The following is a 20,269-nucleotide window of genomic DNA, read 5'->3' on the forward strand; positions in this document are numbered from 1 at the left end:
TTACTTGACTAATTTTAACGAAGGCTTACTTTTAGAGGTAGTTGAGCCCTCAGATTCACCACTAGAAGCAGCTGGAGGTGGTTCTTCTTCATCTTCTATGGCAAAAGCGATGCCTCTACCATTCTCTTTCGCATAAATTTCTAATACCGCTCCAGGAGGAACAAAAATTTGTTCCGTTTTTCCTGAAAATCGAGCTGTAAAAATAATACGATCGTTCTCTAATAAAAGACCGCGAGTTGCTGCCGGAGAAATATTTAACACAATACGATCATGGTTCACATGCTCGTTGGGTACCTGTACCCCTGTATATGCCGCATTAACCAGGATATAAGGTGTTAATTCGTTATCTACTATCCAATCGTAGGCTGCACGAATTAAATAAGGTTTATTTGATGTCATTGTCATATGTTTATGCCGCTCTTAATTGGCGCTCAGCATCAGTCAGACTTGCTTGAAACGATTCACGTTTGAACAAGCGCTGCATGTAAGCAATTATTCCTTTAAACTCTGGTGTAATTTCAATTCCCAATCGAGGCAAACGCCACAATAAAGGGGCTAATGCGCAATCCAATAGAGAAAATTCATCACTCAAAAAATAAGGCTTATCTGCAAATACAGGATCAAGAGCGGTTAAGCTTTCAAATAAATTTGCTCTAGCCTGCTCCGCGTTATCATCCCTCAAAATACGGTTCATTAAATAATACCAATCATGTTCTATTCTGTGCATCATTTTTCGTGTTTCAGCGCGTGCTACAGGATATACTGGTAATAAAGGCGGATGAGGAAAACGCTCATCTAAATATTCCATAATGATACGTGGCTCATAAAGTACAAGCTCTCTATCGATTAAAGTTGGAACAGTTCCATAGGGATTAACCGATAAAAGATCAGCGCTGGGCTCAGCTTGTTTTGCGACGAGAATTTCTACATTCACCCCTTTTTCAGCCAACACAATCCGCACCTGATGACTGTAGACATCATCCGTATCGGAAAATAAAGACATGATAGTGCGCTTCGCAACAATTGCCATGAGCAACTCCTATTTAATTCATAAAACCTAGATAAAGGTAAAGTTCACACACAAAACTCGCACTTTACCACATTTTTACCTGTTTGGGTTACTTTATGCCGATTTTTCGCCAATAAACTGTTTTTAAACCCAGTGCAACAACAAATAAAATAAATAAAAAGCCTACGACAAAGAACCCCATGTGGTAGCGCAGTGGTTGGACTGGCTCACCAACGTAGGCAAGAAAAGTCACCAAATCATGTAAATTAGTGTTAAATTGTTCCTCGGGTAATTCGTGGTTCATCGTTTCCAAAATATTTGGCATTGCAACATCAGGGACAAGTCGGTTATTGGTCCCAAAGGGTCGAGCATCATCTTTATAAAAACCATTGAGATAACCATACAGCCATTCCGTACCTTTTTCTCGAGCAACCAAAGATAAATCCGGAGGTACTATTCCAAACCATTGTTTTGCATCTTCCGGGGGCAAAGCAATACGAATTGGATCATTAATGGTTGCCTGGGTAAAAATCAGATTATTTTTTAATAAATCTTCATTAATTCGACCATTAAACTGGGTTAAGTCTAATCCTTTGGCTAGATGATTATAGCGTAAATATTTTAAAGAGTGGCAGCCAGAACAATAATTCATAAATAAACGAGCGCCTCTTTGCAAACTCTCCTTATCTTGTACATTAACATTGACGGGATACGCTAAAACAATGGGATTGACAAGCAAACCCGAAAACCATGCCAACAAGAATAAAACGCATGCTTTTTTTTGCATTATCGCCCTCCTATGCGTGCAGGTAATGGGCGTGATGATTCAAAACGAGTATAAAAAGGCATCAAGATAAAATACGCAAAATAGAGTCCCGTACTAACACGAGCCAAAAATAAACGCCCTGGCGTTACAGGGATTGTTCCTAGATATCCCAAAAGTACAAATGCGATGACGCATAGAAACAACATAGCTCGTGAATAGTTACCCTTATAACGCATTGAGCGGACTGGACTGCGATCAAGCCATGGTAAAAAGAACAGAACTAATATGGCAAGCCCCATACACATTACGCCTAATAATTTATCTGGAATAGCCCGCAACATGGCATAATACGGTGACATATACCACATCGGAGCTATATGATCTGGGGTAATTAAGGGATTAGCGGGTGCAAAATTATTATGCTCTAAAAAATATCCCCCCATTTCGGGAGCGAAAAACACTACAGCGAAAAACAGGCCGAGAAAAGCAATGATCATCAATAGATCTTTCACAATGTAATAAGGATGAAAAGGAATTTTATCTACAGGCTCGCCTTTTTCATCCAGTTGCTTTTTGATTTCGATTCCGTCTGGATTATTAGATCCTACCTTATGCAAGGCAACCACATGCAAAAAGACCAACATAAAGAGCAAAAAGGGAATCGCGATAACGTGTAAAGCGAAAAACCGTTGCAACGTAGCATTGCCAACAGTGTAATCACCTCTTAACCACACAACAAGACTTTTACCGATATAGGGTATTGCACTTAACAACGAAGTAATTACTTGAGCCCCCCAATAGGACATTTGCCCCCAAGGCAATAAATAACCAAAAAAAGCACCCGCCAAAAGTAAAAGATACAAAAAAATTCCCAAAAGCCAAACTAATTCCCTCGGTTTTTGGTACGACCCATATAGAACACCGCGAAACATGTGTAAGTAGATAACAATAAAAAATGCGGAGGCGCCGGTGGAATGCATGTAACGCAATAACCAACCGAAGTTTACATCACGCATGATGTACTCTATGGAAGAAAAAGCCTGTTCTGCACTTGGGGTATAAAACATGGTAAGCCATAAACCTGTAATAAATTGATTGGCTAAAACGACAAGTGCTAATGAACCAAAAAAATAAAAAAAATTTAAATTTTTGGGAACATAATAGGCACTGAAATATGTTTTCCAAGTGCTCATCAGTGGAAAACGCTCATCAATCCAATTAAGGAGTTTATTCATTTACTCTAGCCTTTTTTCTATTACCTGTTTTGGAGCCTGGCATGTAGCCTTCTATCGGACATGGACACGCTCGGTCAATTGATTCATGCATACCGTATGCTGTTCTGAAAAAAGAGCGCTGCCGCACCTCATTCTCGTGCTCATGTCCACTGCCGACCCTTGCCCGATAACCATCACGCCCAACACAAAAAATTTATGCCTTATCCTCGCCAATAACAAGAGTATGCTTATTGAGAAAATAATAGGGCGGGACTTCCAAATTAATTGGTGCAGGAACATCCTTAAACACTCTACCAGAAAGATCAAAAGTTGAGCCGTGGCAAGGACAAAAAAAACCACCTGGCCAGTCAGGTCCTAAATCACCTAGATTAGGCTTGTATTTAGGAGAACATCCCAGGTGGGTACAAATACCTATAAGGACTAAATACTCAGGGTTAATCGATCGATGCTCGTTTTTCGCATAGGAGGGTTGTTGTTGGGTCAACGAATTCGGATCGCGTAACTTTGAAGAACCTGTAGTTAACCGTTGCAACATTTCCTGAGTTCGTCTAATTATCCATACTGGTTTACCACGCCATTCAACAACTGCCTGTTCACCTGGCTCCAATTTACTTATATCGACCTGCACGGGAGCGCCTTCTGCTTGAGCTTTGGCACTAGGTAGCCACGAAGCAACAAGGGGTGTTAAAGCGCAAAGAGCGCCTATTCCTCCCAATACACAAGTTGAGGTCAACAAAAATCGACGGCGATCTTCATCTACACGGTCGCATTTATCCTGCTCAGGTTCAATAATTTGATTTTCCATAGCTGATATTTCTGTAGCCTTGTTGTGCTACCGTCATCAAAATTAATTCAACGCACTTTCTCACTATGGGGAGAAGAGTGTCCATCAGGGGCGGATGGCGTATAAATACCGCCAATGAACCTTTCCCCTTTGGGCTCGGTGCCCTTAAGGCTTAATAGTAATATAACAACGCCAAACAAAAAACCCCGCGGGTGCGGGGCTTTTTAACCAAAAAACGATTAACGTTTTGAGTATTGAGTTGCACGACGTGCTTTGTGCAAGCCCACTTTCTTTCTTTCAACACGACGTGAATCACGAGTTAGCAAGCCACGTGCACGAAGTTTTCTGCGAACAGAATTGGGATTTGGTTCAGCATCTTCTGCCAATCCAGTTTCATCATAAGCAACTAACGCTCTGGCAATACCTAAACGGACAGCGCCTGCCTGACCAGAAATTCCACCGCCAGAAACTGTAACGTACACATCAAACTTATTCACAAGATCAACGGTTTCTAATGGCTGCATAACAACCATGCAAGAGGTTTCACGACAGAAATATTCTTGTAAAGTACGACCGTTTACTTTGATGTCGCCTTTGCCTGGACGTAGAAACACACGAGCTGTTGAACTTTTTCTACGACCAGTGCCGTAGTATTGCTTCATTTCAGCCATAATACTTATTCCTCAATATCAAGTTGCTTGGGTTGCTGTGCAGTATGTGGATGCTCGTTACCTGCATATACTTTGAGCTTACGATACATCTCTCTACCTAAAGGATTTTTGGGTAACATGCCTTTGACAGCAAGTTCGATAATTCTAACAGGATTTCTAGCCTGCAATTTTTCAAAACTATCTGATTTTATTCCACCAGGATATCCAGTGTGACGATAATACATCTTGTTGGTAAACTTACGGCCGGTCACAATAACCTTTTCCGCGTTGGTAACAACGATGTAATCGCCTGTATCAACATGAGGGGTATACTCAGCTTTATGCTTGCCACGTAATCGACGTGCAATTTCACTAGCTAAGCGACCCAAAACTTTATCACTGGCATCAACCACTAACCAGTCACGTTTGACTTTATGGCTTTTGGCACTAAATGTCTTCATTAAATGAACTCCGAACCGCCTAAATTGGTAATCTTCTATCATGGACGGGCGATTTTAACCAAAACAGAAACATCCTACAAGTAAAAAAGGATAAAAATTTATAAACAATTATTTAAATCCGCGTAAATATAACAAATTTCATACAAGAATCATAATTATTTTTGCTCTAATGCAGGTTGAGCCTTGGACTGATAAAAGTTCCATAAGTCATCCGCTTCAGAAAAAAATTGGGCTAAAGCCCGACCTACATTTTATTTGTTCTACACCGGGCTGTACTTAAGGTATCGCTCACAACCCCGAGGCCAATTGAGCAGGTTAATTATTCTTGATCAATCAACAATTGCTCAACAAGACCACCAGCAATTAAATGTTTTTCGATAATTTCATCAATATCGGCAAATGATGCATAGGAGTACCATACACCTTCAGGATAGATTACGATGCAAGGACCTGAGCTGCAACGCCCAAGACATCCTGATTTACTGACACGAATTTTACCTGGACCATGGATCTCTAACTCCAGGAGTCGCGACTTCATATAATCAAAAAAAGCTTCACCGCCGGTATTGGCGCAGCATTGTTTGCCTGCAGCCTTTTGGTTAGTGCATATGAGGACATGTTTGTTGTAATAGGCCAATGAATTATTTTCCTATAGACTCAATTTTTGTTTTTAATTTCAAACCCGGTTTAAAGGTTACTACTCTCCTGGCTACTACAGGAATTTCTTCACCTGTTTTGGGGTTCCTTCCTGGTCTTTGTGGCTTATCCCTTAAAGTAAAATTACCAAAACCAGATAATTTTACATGATGTCCATGTTCCAGTGCATGCCGCAATTCTTCAAAAAAATTCTCGACCATTTCTTTTGATGCGGGTTTGGACAATTTTAATTCATCACTTAAGGTTTCTGCCATTATTGCTTTGCTTAGTGCATTCACGATTATTCCCTCAATATGATTGAAAATTTATTTTCTAACGTATTGATTATAGCACTAATTAAAGAATTTATCTCGGCATCAACCAATGTCCGGCTTTCATCTTGCAAGGTCATAGCCACCGCAAGACTTTTCTTTCCTTCGGGAACACCCTCTCCTGTGTATACATCAAACACATCAAAGGATTTTAGCCAATTTTCATTGATCGTTGCTCGGACAACTGCTTCAATTTGCATGACACTAACATCCGCGTCAACCAAGAATGATAAGTCGCGACGAATTTGGGGGTATTTGGAAATTGCTTTATAGCGTGGTTGCTCATGTCCAATTAATGCCGCTAAATTGATTTCAAACAGCAACACATCATGGTGTAAATCCAAAGCATCAGTTAAACGAGGATGTAGCATGCCTATCCATCCTGCAGGCATTCCATTAATCTTGATTTGAGCTGATTGTCCAGGATGTAGGGCGTCATGTGCCGCAGCAACGAATTCGACTTGCTTTAATTTGAGTGATGCAAATAAAGATTGCAGATCCCCTTTCAGATCAAAAAAATCAAAACAGCGAGTCGGTTCACTCCAATTTACACCGCCTTGCTGCCCCATTAATAAGCCTGCAACGCAAGGGCGCTCTACCAGCTGCCCTTTGTTCACATCAAAAACCACACCAATTTCAAAAATTTTTACGGCATGTTGTTGACGATGAACATTATAAATCATGGATGCAATCAAACCTGGCCACATCCCAGCACGCATTTGCGATAATTCCGAGGAAATCGGATTAAGTAACTGCATAAATTCTTTATGCGGGTAGAGTGCTTGCTGTAACTCAGGGTCAACAAAGCTGTAGCTGATCGCCTCATGATATCCTCTGCAGCTAAACCATCGGGAAAGTGTGGTCGCGATTTCCTCGTTTCCACACGTTTTTCCTGCCTGCGCCAAAGTGTAGGTAGGTTGTGCATGTAAATTATCATACCCATACAGACGGATAATTTCTTCAACCAAATCGACATCCTGTTGAATATCAAAACGATGGGAGGGAATGATAACATCAAGGCAATTATTGTGTTCTTTTCCAATAACAATCCCGAGTCCGCCTAATAAACTTTTCATTTCTTGCAATGAAATACTAAGGCCGGTTAATTTCTTCACTTTATCGGTATCAAAAGAAAAACTCACTATTCCCGGGATATGTTTTTGATCAAAAGCCTCAATAACTGGCCCAGCCTCTCCACCTGCAATTGATAAAATTAATGCCGTAGCGCGTTCTAATGCTTTCATCTGCAAACCAGGATCAACCCCTCGCTCAAAACGCTGGGATGAATCGCTGAATAAACCAAACTTTCTTGCAATCCCAGCGATAACAATGGGATTAAAATAGGCACTTTCTAAAAATACATTTTGCGTATGTGCTTGGACAGAACTCGCCTCCCCCCCCATAATTCCGGCCATCGCCAAAGGTTTTTCTTGGTCGGCAATCACTAATACTTTTTCATTTAGTGTTAACTGTTGACCATCAAGCAATTCTAATTGTTCTTGAGTATTGCTAAAGCGCACATTAATTTCACCGTTGACGGTGTCTAAATCAAAGGCGTGCATGGGTTGGCCCAATTCGAGCATTACGTAATTCATGACATCCACAATGGGATGTACAGTGCGTATACCACCACGACGTAAACGTTCTGTCATCCATAAAGGGGTTGTTGCTTGAGGATTGATATGTCGAATGACGCGACCACAATAACGCGGACATGCTTCAGAGTTTTTCAATTGTATAGGTAATACATCATCAATGCTTGGCGTCACCTTGGCAATAGACTGTTCCAGTAAAGGTAATTTGTTCAATACTGCGACCTCACGGGCGATGCCTAATACACTAAAACAATCAGCACGATTAGGGGTTAAATCAATATCAAAAATATGATCATCAAGGGTTAAATATTCGCGTAAATCCATCCCTACCGGAGCATCACTTTCTAATTCCATGATGCCTTCAGAGTGCTCAGCCATGCCTAGTTCGCTCACAGAACAAAGCATTCCTTGTGATAGTTCGCCGCGTAATTTAGACTCTTTGATATTAAAACCACCTGGTAAACGCGCACCAACCATTGCTAATGCCACTTTTAAACCGGCTCTAACGTTAGAAGCACCACACACAATTTGCAAAGGCTTTTCTGTGTTGGCATTCACTTCACATACAGTCAATTTATCTGCATTTGGATGAGGTTTGGTACTAAGAACTTCGGCCACAATGACATGAGTAAACTCTCCTGCTACGGGACTCACTGCATCGACTTCCAGGCCAGCCATGGTCAGTTGATGTGCTAATTCTTGTTCAGTTAATGAGAAATTTACCCATTCACGTAACCATAATTTACTTAATTTCATTTATAGTCCTTACCACCTGATTAAACTTTTATTGCCCAGTAGGCAACTGTATCATCGCATTTCTATTGGGCTTTAATATTAAAAATAATAGGGCGACAGCGCACGTTTCTTAAAATTGACTTAAAAAAGTCAGATCATTTTCAAACATCATGCGTAAGTCATCAATTCCGTAATACAACATCGCCAGTCTATCCATACCCATACCAAATGCCCATCCCTGATATTCATCTGGGGAAATATTTACTGCCTTTAGCACATTGGGATGCACCATACCGCAACCTAAAACCTCAAGCCATCCTGTAAACTTGCACGAGCGACATCCTTTACCACTGCATTGGGTACATTCAATGTCAACTTCAGCTGAAGGTTCCGTAAAAGGGAAATAAGAAGGTCGAAACCGTAATGCTAATTTTCGACCAAAGAAATCAGCAAAAAGATCTTGGAGCAACCCTTTTAAACTGGCTAAAGTGGCTTGTTTGTCAATCAACAACCCCTCAACTTGATGGAACATGGGCGTGTGTGTCAAATCTGAATCGCAACGATACACGCGTCCAGGGGCAATTAAACGAAACGGAGGAGTGCGTTGCTCCATCGCACGAATTTGTACTGGTGAAGTATGCGTACGCAACAGACGGCCATCACCAAAATAAAACGTATCATGCATAGCACGTGCTGGATGATGTCCGGGAATATTTAATGCTTCAAAATTATAAAATTCTGTTTCTATTTCGGGGCCATCGATAATATCAAAGCCCATGCGGCTAAAAAATTCATTAATCCGGTGCTTCACCTGGGTTACGGGATGTAATGAACCACTCTCCTTTTTACGTCCTGGAAGAGTAACATCGATGCGTTCTGCAGAGAGTTTTTCTAATAATTGTTTTTCTTTGAGCTCAAGCATTTTCGTTTCAATCCATTCACTGATTTCACGTTTCGCCTGGTTCACTAATTGACCTACTTTAGGTTTTTCTTCGGCAGATAGATGGGCAAGGCTTTTTAAAATTTCGGTTAACTTGCCTTTTTTACCTAAAAAATCAACCCGAATTGCTTCCAATCCTGATACATCTTGTGCCTTGTTAATTGCTTCAGAAGCCTGCTCTTGTATGGTGATGATATCCTGCATAATTATACCCACAAGTAAAAAGGAGGCCGCAGCCTCCTTAAATAAATTTCATCTTTATTTAGTATTTTTCGAACAGCTCCTGGGTGAAGCACAGCAGAACCGAGTTTTCTGCAACAGGCTTCCCGGGTTATGGATGCGCCTTCACCCAGGCCACTACCTAATAAAGATTATTTTGCCAATGCAGCCTTAGCTTGTTCAGCAATTGCAGCAAAAGCTACTTTGTCATGAACAGCCAAATCAGCCAATACTTTTCTATCCAGTTCGATTGCTGCTTTTTTCAATCCATCAATCAAACGGCTGTATGATAAACCGCACTCACGAGCTTGCGCGTTAATACGCGTAATCCACAATGCACGGAACTGACGTTTCTTCTGACGTCGGTCACGATATGCGTATTGACCGGCTTTAATTACTGCTTGTTTCGCCATGCGGTAGGTACGGCTACGGGCTCCGTAATAACCTTTTGCTTGGTCTAAAACTTTCTTGTGACGTGCTTTCGCTGTCACACCACGTTTAACTCTTGGCATTCTTCATTCCCCCCTTAACTACCGTGCAACATGCGTTCTGCTAAACGTGCATCGCATGGCTTCAAAGTACCAGCTTCCACGCGCAAATGACGTTTCGCCTTGGTAGACTTTTTGGTGAGGATATGATTTCTATAAGCACCGCGACGTTTAATCGCGCCACTTGCTGTCTTACGGAAGCGTTTAGATGCTCCGCGATGTGACTTTAACTTCGGCATAACAATATACTCCGCATTTGTTCAGCTACTTGGTTTTTTTGGGTGCCAAGACCATCAGTAATTGTCTTCCTTCACGTTTCGCTTGCTGTTCAACAACCGCAAATTCAGCTGTATCCTGCTGCAAACGCTCAAGAATCTTCATACCCAGTTCTTGGTGAGCCATTTCACGACCACGAAAACGCAGCGTCACTTTGACTTTATCACCATGATTAAGGAAACGGATCAGGTTGCGTAGCTTGACCTGATAATCTCCATCTTCCGTCGTAGGACGGAATTTTAATTCTTTGACTTGAATTTGCTTCTGCTTTTTCTTCGCTTCCGCTTGTTTTTTACTCAATTCAAAGAGAAACTTGCCATAATCCATAATGCGGCATACAGGAGGCTTGGCTGATGGAGATATTTCCACGAGATCTAATCCACCTTCTTCCGCTGCACGTAACGCTTCACGTGTTGGGACTATCCCTGCCTGATTACCATCGACATCAATTAAGCGTACCTCAGGTACATTGATCTGTTCATTAATTCGTGCGCGATCATTTTCACGCTTAGTTGGTGCACTAATGGTTTAACCCCCCCTGCTTATTAATTAATTGATTGACCTTTACGAGCAATTTCTTGCGTCAAGGTATCACAAATTGTATCTATTGTCATCACACCCAAGTCTGCTCCTTCGCGTGAGCGCACAGCAACTTGGTTGGATTCGACCTCTTTATCGCCTATCACTAAGAGATATGGCACTTTTTGTAAAGTATGTTCGCGAATTTTAAAGCCAATCTTCTCATTTCTCAAGTCATAGTTAGCTCGAATACCTCTTTTTTGCAAAATTTGTGTTATTTTCTTTGCGTACTCATTTTGCTTTTCGCTGATTGTCAGAACCATCGTTTGCACTGGAGATAGCCATAAAGGCAGTTTTCCTGCGTAGTGCTCTATCAAAATACCCATGAAACGCTCAAAAGAGCCTAAAATTGCACGATGCAACATCACTGGAATTTGTTTACTGCCATCTTCAGCGACGTATGAAGCATCCAACCGGCCTGGCATGGAAAAATCAACTTGAATGGTTCCACATTGCCAAATCCTGCCCAAACAATCTGCTAATGAGCATTCGATTTTCGGTCCGTAAAAGGCTCCTTCACCTGGAGCATCAACCCACTGAATTTGCCTGTCTTTCATTGCTTGTTTTAAAGCACCTTCCGCCTTATCCCAAACATCATCGCTACCAACTCGCTTTTCAGGACGTAACGCCAGACGGTACTTAATCTCACTAAAACCAAAATCAGCATATACCGACTGAACCAACTCAAGCATCATCGCGACTTCTGATTGAATTTGATCTTCAGTACAGAAGATATGTGCATCGTCTTGCACCATGTTACGAACACGCATCAAGCCATGTAATGCGCCGGATGGTTCACAGCGATGGCAATTACCAAACTCGGAAAATCTTAATGGTAAATCTCTATAGCTTTTTAAACCCTGATTAAACACCTGCACATGGCATGGGCAATTCATTGGCTTCACGGCATAATGGCGATTTTCTGTTTCAGTAACAAACATCTCATCTCTAAAATTTGCCCAATGGCCTGATTTTTCCCAGAGAACTTTGTCAACTAATTGCGGTGTTCTGATTTCTTGATAACCAAAATCAACCAATCGATTGCGCATATAGCGCTCGAGCTCTTGATAAATTGTCCACCCTTTAGGATGCCAAAATACCATCCCAGGAGCAATATCCTGAAAATGGAATAGTTCTAAGCTCTTCCCTAATTTACGATGATCTCGTTTTTCGGCCTCTTCTAAACGGAATAAGTAGTCTGCCAAAGATTTTTTATCAGCCCAGGCAGTACCGTATATACGTTGCAGCATTTCGTTATTCGAATCACCACGCCAGTATGCGCCAGCTAATTTAGTCAGCTTGAATGCCTTCAAAAAGCCGGTTGAAGGGACATGAGGTCCACGACAAAGGTCTTCGAAATCACCTTGCTTATACAACGATAACACTTCATTTTCAGGAATATCGGCAATAATCTTCGCTTTGTACTCCTCGCCTATGCTCTTGAAATATTGAATGGCTTCATTGCGGGGCAATTCTCTACGCACTACAGGATAGTTTGCCTTGGCCAGCTCAGTCATTTTTGCTTCGATTGACTCCAAATCTTCCGGAGTAAATGCCCTTTGAAACGCAAAATCATAGTAAAAACCATCTTCAATAACAGGTCCTATAGTCACTTGCGCTGTAGGAAAAAGACTTTTAACTGCTTGTGCTAATAAGTGGGCTGTAGAATGACGAATGACTTCAAGGCTTTCTTCTTGTTTTTCAGTAAGAATAACCAATGCACAATCATGTTCAATTAGAAAAGAAGTATCAACCAAACGATCGTTAATGCGACCGGCCAATGCAGCTTTAGCGAGGCCAGGGCTTATACTATGAGCCACATCATAGACCGTTAAGGGCGCTTCAAAATGTTTGATACTTCCATCAGGTAATTTAATGTTTGGCATAATTTTATCCGTAAGCACTTCTTTTCAAAAAAAAACCCTGCATGGCAGGGCTTAAACCTTAATAAGAGGAGTCAAGCAAGCATCGTCCCAAATGAAAGTGGGCGCTCCTGGAATACGATTTAGTGCATGGTAGGCACGAGTGGGATCGAACCACCGACCACCACCATGTCAAGGTGGTGCTCTACCACTGAGCTACGTGCCTATAAAACGACCTGCATATACATTGGGGTGAAGTATATAATAAGGTGCTATTATAAAGCAATCATTTAGATTACTTTGTCTTAATAAATAATGTAACCCCTTCTGAACTCAGGGCTTGTGCGCAAAACACTCCCCAGCGGAGTCATCTAGAAAGGCTTAAATGGAGGGGAACCATTCAAGCCATGAATTTGCGAGGTTAACTGCTATGAGTTATCCACTTTTTCTTCTGTTGGACTGGATGGTGATATTTGTTCCGTCTTCTATCACCGGCTTCCTTGTTTGGGACTAATAGAAAACCTTTCCCTCGGTTTCGAAGCCATTATACTTTTTTACCCATTAATGTCAACTTTAAATTTCCAAAGGAAACCAATGGTTTCCAAATGTGCTTATTTTGAATTTCAGGTTTCGTTTTGTTATACTTTTTTTACAATAAAATGAAATCTCCTCAAGTCACTATGGAAAAAGTTAATCTGGCAAAACAATTCGCTGATCGATTACGTGATGCCATGCTCGCAGCAGGATTTACTTCACAACGATCTACTTCAGGTATCTCTATCCATAAGCTGTCTGAAATTACAGGATATTCCCTACAAATATGTCGCAAGTACCTCCGCGGCGAGGCCATCCCTGAACCGGTCAAATTGATGGAAATTGCGACTAAACTTCATGTGTCCCCAGGTTGGCTATTATTTGGAAACTCGCCACATGATCAAGGAACTGATCGAGAAAAAGTAACGGTTAATAAAAATTTGCTTCACTATCTCTTCTCCAGAGCATCATGTCTTTATAACAGCACACTCGCGGAACAAGAAATACCAAATTTCTTAATGGAATTAATTAACGACCTGAGTCTAATTAATGCGGATGAAGGGCAGTCTAAAAAAATTATTGATTTAGCTTTAGCTTCAGTAAAGCACTTTAGCCATGGGGTTACCTAAGCCATTATTTGAGAGATTGATATTCAATTAAGCCACTTTGTTCACAGTCCCACATTTCTTCATTTGCCTCAATAGTGGTATACTTGCAATTTAAAAAAACACTCTGAGCTTCATATGTTACTCCATTATCTTTTCATCATCGGCATTTGTGTTGAAGCAATCACCGGTGCATTAGCAGCCGGCCGCAAGAAAATGGATTTTTTTGGTGTCATGCTCATTGCAAGTATTACGGCATTAGGCGGTGGTACAGTAAGAGATGCCTTATTTAATACTTATCCACTGACCTGGGTAACACATCCTGAATACCTGCTGTATACCTCATTATGTGCGTTTCTAACGATATTTATTGCCCATTCATTGATTCGCATTATGAAAATATTTTTAATTCTTGACGCGCTTGGATTATCTACTTTCGTCATTATTGGCACCCAAAAAGCACTAAATCATGGCTTATCCCCGAGTATCGCTATTATTAGTGGTATGCTCACCGGTATTTGTGGAGGCATGTTGCGGGATATTTTATGCAATGATATCCCCCTGGTGTTAAGAAAAGAACTCTATGCCGTGATTGCTCTTGCTGGTGCATTACTTTTTATTGTTCTCGATTATTTTCATACCCCAGAAAATATCAACATCATCATCACACTAATCAGCATTTTTACAGCACGTCTTTTAGCTATTTTCTTTCATATTGAAATACCCATATTTGACTATTCAGAAAGTATCAAAAAACGGAAACGGAACTCCTAGGGAGAGGACTGTCGCGGGGATACGGCTAAGGCAGCTGCGATTAAATTCCCTCATCCGCCCTAACAAGCACCTTCTCCCCAATGGGGAGAAGGAAAATTTCTGCGTTACACTCGCACTACTTATCACACTTCTTTGACTTCGAGGATGCTCACTTCCTCAACAGGCACATCTGCATGGCCCATTCGTTGCCCTGTTTTTACTTTGGCAATAGCATCCACAATATCCATTCCTTCAACGACTTCACCAAAGACACAATATCCATATCCTTGCATGTGGTCACCACTGTAGTTTAAGAATGCATTATCCGCAACATTAATGAAAAATTGCGCTGTTGCAGAATGAGGATCCATGGTGCGCGCCATGGCAATCGAGCCACGTTTATTGGGCTTTGCATTTTTTGCTTCATTCTTAATAGGCTCATTCGTAGCTTTCTGCTTCATACCGGAGTCCAGTCCACCACCTTGAATCATAAAACCGGCAATAACACGATGGAAAATTGTATTATTATAAAAACCACTGCGCACATAATTAAGAAAATTTTCTGCTGTAGCTGGAGTATTTTCTGTATCTAATTGTAGATGAATATCACCTTTAGATGTGCTGATTACAACCATTTTATCTCCTGTTATTTTTTAGATTAATTGATGAACCCCATACAAAAAACCTTGCTTTTTATATGGATATTGTCTTCGTTAATGACGTAAACAGGCATAAGATGCCTTTTAATTCGAACGTTCGTTAATTATCAACTCGCGCATTTTATCACAAACATCGTGCATTACATGAACATTATGAATACTTGCCAAAGCAGTAAATAAATTTGTTTTTTGTTTTGCTAAATGATGTAAGTAAGAACGTGAATAATTTTGGCACGTATAACAAGAACACTGTGCCATAATTGGCGACATATCGTCAGCAAAACATGATTTCTTGATTTGAATTCGCTCATTCTCATAGTCACTGGCAAAACGTAACCAATTGCCTTCTCGAATTAACTCACCACAATATAAAGAACCATGACGTGCGTTACGTGTTGGAGCGACACAATCAAACATATCTATTCCTTCGGCAACTACATCTAAAAGATCCTGTGGCGACATGCCAACACCCATGGTATAGCGTGGTTTGTTTTCTGGTAAATACTCGCGCACCCACCGAATGACTTCAACGGTAGTTTTCATATCAAAACCGATTGTCTCTCCACCAATTGCAATACCATCGGTATTCATTGAAGAGATAAAATCCGCACTTTCCCGGCGCAAGTCTTTAAAGGTTCCTCCTTGAATAATTCCAAATAGCGCCTGTTGGTAACCATATCGTGAGTTTGGATGTTGGTGGTGATATTGTATGGATTGCTTTAACCAACGATGGGTCCGGTTCATGATGTGCTGAACTTCATCTTTAGTACAACTATCTGGCGTACACTGATCAAAAGCCATAATAATATCCGCACCAATGATCTTTTGCGTTTCCAGTGACATTTCAGGGGTCATATGAATTAATCGCTGGCTGCCAGGTAATGTAAAGTGAGCTCCTTGCTCATCGATAGTACAAATTTCCTTGTTCTTTGAAAGACTAAAAACCTGAAATCCCCCGCTATCTGTTAACATGGGGCCGTGCCATCCCATAAAAGGATGCATCCCACCAGCTTTTTCAATAACTTCCATCCCTGGGGCACACAACATATGGTACGTATTCCCACCTAAGATAATTTGGCTGTGTGCGTCCCGCAACTCTGCGGGAGTCATATTATTTACACCAGCGCGAGTCCCAACTGGCATAAAAACAGGGGTAATAAATTCACCATGGGCGGTTGTAACACGTGTCACGCGTGCTTGGGTTGCGGCGTGTTTATGTAACACCGTGCAAGAAAAAGTATTCATTTACTAAAAATAGCTCAAAAATGGCGATAATAGCTAAGTCAGACATGGATTACCAGCATTAGTCATGTTAACAATGAGTCAATCTATGATATTATGCGCAAACCAATGGAAGCACGGTCCTATTCATTTCAATTCTAAAAAGGATAATATATGTCCAGTTCGAATGCTAATTTATTCATGATTGACATAGAGGGTATTGAACTTTCAGATATTGAACGGGAAATCATAAAACATCCCAATGTAGGAGCCGTAATCCTTTTCACGCGTAACTTTATAAATCCTCAGCAATTAGAACGTTTAATTCGTCAAATCCGTGACATCAATCCCGATATTTTTGTAGCAACCGATCATGAAGGTGGTTTTGTGCAACGTTTTTCACGCCATGGATTTCGTTCATTGCCAGCATCCCGGGTTTATGGTGATGTATATGACCTAAATCCCGAGGTCGGCACCAAACTTGCACGACAATATGGCGAACTTATGGCCAGAGACTTGTTAGCTTGTGGTATTGATTTAAGCCTCGCGCCAGTGCTTGATTTACATGCCCAAAGCCATGTCATAGCTCGCCTGGATCGCGCTTTTCACCACGATCCTGAGGTCATTATTGCTTTAGCAGGCGCCTTTATCGAAGGCATGACGGCAGCCGGCATGCCGGCCGTCGCCAAACATTTTCCAGGCCATGGCTCCGTCAATGCGGATTCACATGTTGCCATGCCCGTTTCTTATGCCACCATGGAAGAGCTGAAAGCGAACGATTTAAAACCTTTTATGGAGCTTTTCAATAAGAGGCTACTCAACGCGGTCATGCCTGCGCATGTCACTTACAAAGCAATTGATGCCAACAAACCTGCTGGTTTTTCAACAATTTGGTTGCAAGAGATATTACGCAATGAACTCCAGTTTGAAGGTTTAATTTTAAGTGATTGCTTGAGCATGACTGGTGCCGATATAGGGAATTTAATGACTCGAGCTGAAGAAGCACTTAAAGCGGGTTGTGATATGTTGATCGTCTGCCACCAACCACGCCCAGTATTACTCGAATTATTACAAACAATCACCTACTCCCAATCATCGGAATCAGTCGCTCGGATTACTCATTTTAAAAATCAAATGCTTCGCTTTGCCTATCCGGAAAAAAATCAACTCACGCCCTATTTATCAGAGCGAGCACAGGAAAAGCCCTCTGAGGTTGTTAGCCAAAATCAGCAATTCAACACGTCAGAAACGATTTAATTATCGGCCTAAGGTAGGCTAGGATCTTTTGCCATCATCGGAAGTGCAAGCAAGGCTATTACCACTGTGTAGCCCTGGACAAGCCTCCCAACATTAGAAATGAACACGCTGGGCACTAAGGCTACACAGTGCAACAAACTAGAAATTATCTTGTCGAAACCTGCGTGAACTAGTCTGCCAAAATAAGAAAAATCCTATTAGAGCCATGTATAAAAAGTACATCGCACACCATCCAGGCATTGAGACTCCAAGAAGACGCCAAGTGACCTCAGCACAGTCCCCAGTTCCTAAAAATAAAGCTTTTACTACCGTTTGCCATGGTAAATAGCGCATTAAAATATCCAAGCTTGGCATACACGCGGGAGCTTGGCCTGCAGGTAAGGACTGGAGCCACAATTGACGTAAGGAAAAATATAAGCCGGCACATGCGATGATTATTTGTAAGACACTAATAATACGAGCCTTTTTTAAGGTTCGAAAACTAAATCCCATAACCGCTAGTAATAACAAGACACAAACCCGTTGCATGATGCATAAAGGACAAGGAACAAGGCCGACAATATATTGAAAATAAAAAGAAGCAAATAAGACAAACACAGTCAGAGCTGCATTGAAGGTTTGAATTTTTTTAAAAGTAATTTTTCTCATGATTTTGGCAACATATAAGATATGGCGGCTCGCAGATCGTCATCACTACACTTAATACACGTTCCTTTTGCAGGCATAGCATTCAACCCTTTTATTGAAGAAGCCAGTAAATCATTTAATTCTCTCCCGGCTAAACGCGGTTTCCAATCCTGTTCATTCCTAAATTTTGGTGCTCCCGCAAGACCATCTCGATGGCAAACAATACAATACTTTTGGTAGGTCTCTTCACCAGGCTCTATTTTTGCACCAACTTGACTCACTGCGTTGTTATCAGCTTGAGTTTGACCTTGTACAGAGACTTTCCCTACAGGTTGAATTCTTAATTGTATTTCTCGTTCGCTCACTTCACCACAGGCATATACCGCGAATGAAAAACAAAACAATAACGTTAAAAACTGCAACCTCATGCCCGTACACCCCATGATAATAATTTAGGATAATACCCAGAAGTGAATTTTTTTTCCAGCACGATTAAAACCAAATGAGGGGAAAATCATGTTATTTTCTTGAGACACGCTTCAAACTATAATGAGGGGTCTTTAAGTCAATGCCTTTCATTCATGGCAAAATAAGTTATAAGGATTAGATATGTCAGATTTTGCTGCACTGGAGCCTATTTTACTCATTGCCGATCCGAGAATTCTCGCCATTCCGGTAATTGATAATCAAGAGCCGATGATCGATTTAATAAATCATCCGGGAATTAGCTATGGCCCTTCTCCAGAAATACCGAATAATACTGATTACACCAAAATGCGCAAAACAATTTATGAAAAATTAAAAAATGCTCAATCCTTGTTACCTGCAGGATTACGTTTTTGTTTGTATGAATGTTATCGGAGTCTCACCCTACAAAAATCGCTTTTTGATACACGTCATGAGAAAGTAAGAAAGAGACATCCTGAATGGTCTGCCGAACAGATTTTTACGGAAACAACTCGAATGGTTTCCCCGGTAATCAACCAAGACGGTTCACCCAATATTCCGCCTCATTCAACCGGCGCCGCGATAGACGTTTACTTAATCGATGAGCAAGGAGAAGCCATTGAAATGGGAATTCACCCAAAAGATTGGATGGAGGATTTGGATGGCTCCCTATCACTCACTGCTTCAGAGATTATTACTGAGGAAGCGAAGCAAAATCGGAAAATCATGAGTCAGGTGTTAGAGGCTGTTGGTTTTGTTAATTACGGTAATGAATATTGGCATTGGTCTTATGGAGATCGATATTGGGCTTATTACAAACAAAAGCCTTATGCGATTTATGACAGTTACAAATAATTTGCTCTTAGAGCCTGTCGGTTGGGCCAAGGTCCCAACCGAAATCCTATGCAACAAAACACGATGGCCCCATTCGACAACTTCTTGAAAATTAGGTTATATTTCACTAGTTATTATTTGTTATGGATGTACCACAATAAGGAAATGATATGGCAAACACGAACGAAATCTACACTCCAAGCGCGATAAGACGTAATTGGGGTTGGCTGTTAGGCTTAGGAATACTACTTGTTTTTCTAGGCTGCATCGGCTTGAGCATGGTCATTGGCCTGACATTGGTCAGTATGTATTTCTTTGCGGCCTTGCTCACTATCTCCGCACTCTTTCATTTTATTGATATTTTTAAACACCGAGACTGGAAGGGTATATTCTGGCAAGCAATAATTGCGGTTTTATACCTGATTGGTGCTGGGGTTGTCTTCTATGATCCCTTTTTAGCATCTACGTTGATTACTGCACTCTTGGCAGGCGTTCTCATTGTTATTGGTATCACACGAATCATTTTGGCCTTATCTTTAAAAGAAGCAAGCGGATGGGGTTGGCTCCTATTTGCAGGAATCCTCGCCATCATTCTCGGCATCCTAATCATCATGCAATGGCCAGTTAGTGGTTTGTGGGTCATAGGAATGTTCATTGCAATTGATATGATTATTAATGGTTGGACATATATTTTTATTGCTCTTTCTGTGCGTGCATCCATATAGTGAACATAGTATGATACTGCATCTTTTCTTTGATGCAGTA

General features: G+C 41.1%; 24 protein-coding genes and 1 tRNA gene. 5 read left to right on the plus strand and 20 right to left on the minus strand.

The genetic code is table 11. The annotated features are described in order from the left end of the window. From OQJ13_RS06970 to OQJ13_RS07045, 16 genes are all read right to left on the minus strand, one after another. Positions 1 to 405, minus strand: coding sequence for a ClpXP protease specificity-enhancing factor (locus OQJ13_RS06970; protein WP_265710146.1), 405 nt, complete (start codon positions 403 to 405; stop codon positions 1 to 3). A gap of 4 nt (positions 406 to 409) precedes the next feature. Further along, entirely contained in the window at positions 410 to 1,030 is a 621-nt protein-coding gene (gene sspA / locus OQJ13_RS06975; protein ID WP_265710147.1) for a stringent starvation protein SspA, read from the minus strand. 88 nt (positions 1,031 to 1,118) lie between these two features. Next, positions 1,119 to 1,796, minus strand: a complete 678-nt coding sequence (locus OQJ13_RS06980) for a cytochrome c1 (protein ID WP_265710148.1) — start codon at positions 1,794 to 1,796, stop codon at positions 1,119 to 1,121. Further along, positions 1,796 to 3,010, minus strand: a complete 1,215-nt coding sequence (locus tag OQJ13_RS06985; protein ID WP_265710150.1) for a cytochrome b — start codon at positions 3,008 to 3,010, stop codon at positions 1,796 to 1,798. Before OQJ13_RS06985 ends, OQJ13_RS06980 begins: the two co-directional genes overlap by 1 nt. Before the next feature lie 193 nt (positions 3,011 to 3,203). Continuing rightward, positions 3,204 to 3,815 carry a ubiquinol-cytochrome c reductase iron-sulfur subunit gene (petA, locus tag OQJ13_RS06990; RefSeq protein ID WP_265710151.1) on the minus strand — a complete coding sequence of 204 codons (612 nt, stop codon included), beginning with the start codon at positions 3,813 to 3,815 and terminating at the stop codon, positions 3,204 to 3,206. A gap of 218 nt (positions 3,816 to 4,033) precedes the next feature. Beyond that, a complete protein-coding gene (gene rpsI, locus OQJ13_RS06995; RefSeq protein ID WP_028380714.1) occupies positions 4,034 to 4,465 on the minus strand; it encodes a 30S ribosomal protein S9 in 432 nt (143 codons plus the stop codon). A gap of 5 nt (positions 4,466 to 4,470) precedes the next feature. Then, positions 4,471 to 4,905 (minus strand): 50S ribosomal protein L13, encoded by a 435-nt coding sequence (gene rplM, locus OQJ13_RS07000; protein ID WP_265710154.1) that lies wholly within the window; start codon positions 4,903 to 4,905, stop codon positions 4,471 to 4,473. Between the two features lie 319 nt (positions 4,906 to 5,224). Further along, positions 5,225 to 5,542: a (2Fe-2S) ferredoxin domain-containing protein gene (locus OQJ13_RS07005; RefSeq protein WP_028380712.1), complete on the minus strand. Its 318-nt coding sequence runs from the start codon at positions 5,540 to 5,542 to the stop codon at positions 5,225 to 5,227. Positions 5,543 to 5,546: 4 nt separating this feature from the next. Next, positions 5,547 to 5,840 (minus strand): integration host factor subunit alpha, encoded by a 294-nt coding sequence (locus OQJ13_RS07010; protein ID WP_028380711.1) that lies wholly within the window; start codon positions 5,838 to 5,840, stop codon positions 5,547 to 5,549. Positions 5,841 to 5,842: 2 nt separating this feature from the next. Beyond that, positions 5,843 to 8,224 carry a phenylalanine--tRNA ligase subunit beta gene (gene pheT / locus OQJ13_RS07015; protein ID WP_265710155.1) on the minus strand — a complete coding sequence of 794 codons (2,382 nt, stop codon included), beginning with the start codon at positions 8,222 to 8,224 and terminating at the stop codon, positions 5,843 to 5,845. A gap of 109 nt (positions 8,225 to 8,333) precedes the next feature. Beyond that, positions 8,334 to 9,347 carry a phenylalanine--tRNA ligase subunit alpha gene (gene pheS, locus OQJ13_RS07020; RefSeq protein WP_265710157.1) on the minus strand — a complete coding sequence of 338 codons (1,014 nt, stop codon included), beginning with the start codon at positions 9,345 to 9,347 and terminating at the stop codon, positions 8,334 to 8,336. 167 nt (positions 9,348 to 9,514) lie between these two features. Continuing rightward, a complete protein-coding gene (gene rplT / locus OQJ13_RS07025) occupies positions 9,515 to 9,874 on the minus strand; it encodes a 50S ribosomal protein L20 (RefSeq protein ID WP_028380708.1) in 360 nt (119 codons plus the stop codon). Positions 9,875 to 9,888: 14 nt separating this feature from the next. Beyond that, on the minus strand, positions 9,889 to 10,089 hold the full coding sequence (rpmI, locus tag OQJ13_RS07030; RefSeq protein WP_019234612.1) for a 50S ribosomal protein L35: 201 nt from the start codon (positions 10,087 to 10,089) through the stop codon (positions 9,889 to 9,891). 25 nt (positions 10,090 to 10,114) lie between these two features. Beyond that, positions 10,115 to 10,651, minus strand: coding sequence for a translation initiation factor IF-3 (infC, locus tag OQJ13_RS07035; RefSeq protein ID WP_035900696.1), 537 nt, complete (start codon positions 10,649 to 10,651; stop codon positions 10,115 to 10,117). A gap of 20 nt (positions 10,652 to 10,671) precedes the next feature. Beyond that, a complete protein-coding gene (thrS, locus tag OQJ13_RS07040) occupies positions 10,672 to 12,591 on the minus strand; it encodes a threonine--tRNA ligase (protein WP_265710160.1) in 1,920 nt (639 codons plus the stop codon). 127 nt (positions 12,592 to 12,718) lie between these two features. Beyond that, a tRNA-Val gene (locus OQJ13_RS07045) sits at positions 12,719 to 12,793 on the minus strand. Between the two features lie 454 nt (positions 12,794 to 13,247). Here OQJ13_RS07045 and OQJ13_RS07050 point away from each other — a divergent pair. Beyond that, on the plus strand, positions 13,248 to 13,730 hold the full coding sequence (locus OQJ13_RS07050) for a helix-turn-helix domain-containing protein (protein WP_265711907.1): 483 nt from the start codon (positions 13,248 to 13,250) through the stop codon (positions 13,728 to 13,730). A 114-nt stretch (positions 13,731 to 13,844) separates the two neighbouring features. Then, on the plus strand, positions 13,845 to 14,480 hold the full coding sequence (locus OQJ13_RS07055; RefSeq protein ID WP_265710162.1) for a trimeric intracellular cation channel family protein: 636 nt from the start codon (positions 13,845 to 13,847) through the stop codon (positions 14,478 to 14,480). Between the two features lie 122 nt (positions 14,481 to 14,602). On the opposite strand, the gene OQJ13_RS07060 is transcribed toward OQJ13_RS07055, so the two are convergent. Both OQJ13_RS07060 and tgt read right to left on the minus strand, forming a co-directional pair. After that, complete coding sequence (locus OQJ13_RS07060) at positions 14,603 to 15,094, minus strand: peptidylprolyl isomerase (protein ID WP_265710163.1); 492 nt, start codon at positions 15,092 to 15,094, stop codon at positions 14,603 to 14,605. A 108-nt stretch (positions 15,095 to 15,202) separates the two neighbouring features. Continuing rightward, positions 15,203 to 16,363, minus strand: a complete 1,161-nt coding sequence (gene tgt, locus OQJ13_RS07065; protein WP_265710164.1) for a tRNA guanosine(34) transglycosylase Tgt — start codon at positions 16,361 to 16,363, stop codon at positions 15,203 to 15,205. Positions 16,364 to 16,513: 150 nt separating this feature from the next. On the opposite strand from tgt, the gene nagZ reads away from it, so the two are divergent. Next, positions 16,514 to 17,596: a beta-N-acetylhexosaminidase gene (nagZ, locus tag OQJ13_RS07070; RefSeq protein ID WP_265710166.1), complete on the plus strand. Its 1,083-nt coding sequence runs from the start codon at positions 16,514 to 16,516 to the stop codon at positions 17,594 to 17,596. Between the two features lie 138 nt (positions 17,597 to 17,734). Here nagZ and OQJ13_RS07075 read toward each other — a convergent pair whose 3' ends face one another. Then, the gene (locus OQJ13_RS07075; RefSeq protein WP_265710167.1) at positions 17,735 to 18,244 is read right to left on the minus strand and encodes a disulfide bond formation protein B; all 510 of its coding nucleotides are present in this window, start codon (positions 18,242 to 18,244) and stop codon (positions 17,735 to 17,737) included. Further along, positions 18,241 to 18,651, minus strand: coding sequence for a c-type cytochrome (locus OQJ13_RS07080; RefSeq protein WP_265710169.1), 411 nt, complete (start codon positions 18,649 to 18,651; stop codon positions 18,241 to 18,243). The genes OQJ13_RS07075 and OQJ13_RS07080 overlap by 4 nt, the downstream gene beginning before the upstream one ends. 181 nt (positions 18,652 to 18,832) lie before the next feature. Between OQJ13_RS07080 and OQJ13_RS07085 the strand changes: the two genes are divergently transcribed. Continuing rightward, positions 18,833 to 19,525 carry a M15 family metallopeptidase gene (locus tag OQJ13_RS07085; protein WP_265710170.1) on the plus strand — a complete coding sequence of 231 codons (693 nt, stop codon included), beginning with the start codon at positions 18,833 to 18,835 and terminating at the stop codon, positions 19,523 to 19,525. A gap of 149 nt (positions 19,526 to 19,674) precedes the next feature. Then, complete coding sequence (locus OQJ13_RS07090; protein WP_265710171.1) at positions 19,675 to 20,229, plus strand: HdeD family acid-resistance protein; 555 nt, start codon at positions 19,675 to 19,677, stop codon at positions 20,227 to 20,229. The last annotated feature ends 40 nt before the right edge of the window (positions 20,230 to 20,269 follow it).

The organism is Legionella sp. PATHC035, assembly GCF_026191115.1.
GTDB lineage: Bacteria > Pseudomonadota > Gammaproteobacteria > Legionellales > Legionellaceae > Legionella.

Excerpts from the sequence above, each read along its gene's own strand:
- sspA (WP_265710147.1), bottom strand. The coding sequence starts at position 1,030 with ATGGCAATTGTTGCGAAGCGCACTATCATGTCTTTATTTTCCGATACG.
- OQJ13_RS07060 (WP_265710163.1), bottom strand. The coding sequence starts at position 15,094 with ATGGTTGTAATCAGCACATCTAAAGGTGATATTCATCTACAATTAGAT.
- thrS (WP_265710160.1), bottom strand. The coding sequence starts at position 12,591 with ATGCCAAACATTAAATTACCTGATGGAAGTATCAAACATTTTGAAGCG.
- petA (WP_265710151.1), bottom strand. The coding sequence starts at position 3,815 with ATGGAAAATCAAATTATTGAACCTGAGCAGGATAAATGCGACCGTGTA.
- OQJ13_RS06970 (WP_265710146.1), bottom strand. The coding sequence starts at position 405 with ATGACAATGACATCAAATAAACCTTATTTAATTCGTGCAGCCTACGAT.
- OQJ13_RS07050 (WP_265711907.1), top strand. The coding sequence starts at position 13,248 with ATGGAAAAAGTTAATCTGGCAAAACAATTCGCTGATCGATTACGTGAT.
- OQJ13_RS07085 (WP_265710170.1), top strand. The coding sequence starts at position 18,833 with ATGTCAGATTTTGCTGCACTGGAGCCTATTTTACTCATTGCCGATCCG.
- OQJ13_RS06980 (WP_265710148.1), bottom strand. The coding sequence starts at position 1,796 with ATGCAAAAAAAAGCATGCGTTTTATTCTTGTTGGCATGGTTTTCGGGT.
- OQJ13_RS07055 (WP_265710162.1), top strand. The coding sequence starts at position 13,845 with ATGTTACTCCATTATCTTTTCATCATCGGCATTTGTGTTGAAGCAATC.
- OQJ13_RS07075 (WP_265710167.1), bottom strand. The coding sequence starts at position 18,244 with ATGAGAAAAATTACTTTTAAAAAAATTCAAACCTTCAATGCAGCTCTG.
- pheS (WP_265710157.1), bottom strand. The coding sequence starts at position 9,347 with ATGCAGGATATCATCACCATACAAGAGCAGGCTTCTGAAGCAATTAAC.
- OQJ13_RS07090 (WP_265710171.1), top strand. The coding sequence starts at position 19,675 with ATGGCAAACACGAACGAAATCTACACTCCAAGCGCGATAAGACGTAAT.
- tgt (WP_265710164.1), bottom strand. The coding sequence starts at position 16,363 with ATGAATACTTTTTCTTGCACGGTGTTACATAAACACGCCGCAACCCAA.
- rpmI (WP_019234612.1), bottom strand. The coding sequence starts at position 10,089 with ATGCCGAAGTTAAAGTCACATCGCGGAGCATCTAAACGCTTCCGTAAG.
- OQJ13_RS06985 (WP_265710150.1), bottom strand. The coding sequence starts at position 3,010 with ATGAATAAACTCCTTAATTGGATTGATGAGCGTTTTCCACTGATGAGC.
- rplT (WP_028380708.1), bottom strand. The coding sequence starts at position 9,874 with ATGCCAAGAGTTAAACGTGGTGTGACAGCGAAAGCACGTCACAAGAAA.
- OQJ13_RS07080 (WP_265710169.1), bottom strand. The coding sequence starts at position 18,651 with ATGAGGTTGCAGTTTTTAACGTTATTGTTTTGTTTTTCATTCGCGGTA.
- rpsI (WP_028380714.1), bottom strand. The coding sequence starts at position 4,465 with ATGGCTGAAATGAAGCAATACTACGGCACTGGTCGTAGAAAAAGTTCA.
- rplM (WP_265710154.1), bottom strand. The coding sequence starts at position 4,905 with ATGAAGACATTTAGTGCCAAAAGCCATAAAGTCAAACGTGACTGGTTA.
- nagZ (WP_265710166.1), top strand. The coding sequence starts at position 16,514 with ATGTCCAGTTCGAATGCTAATTTATTCATGATTGACATAGAGGGTATT.
- pheT (WP_265710155.1), bottom strand. The coding sequence starts at position 8,224 with ATGAAATTAAGTAAATTATGGTTACGTGAATGGGTAAATTTCTCATTA.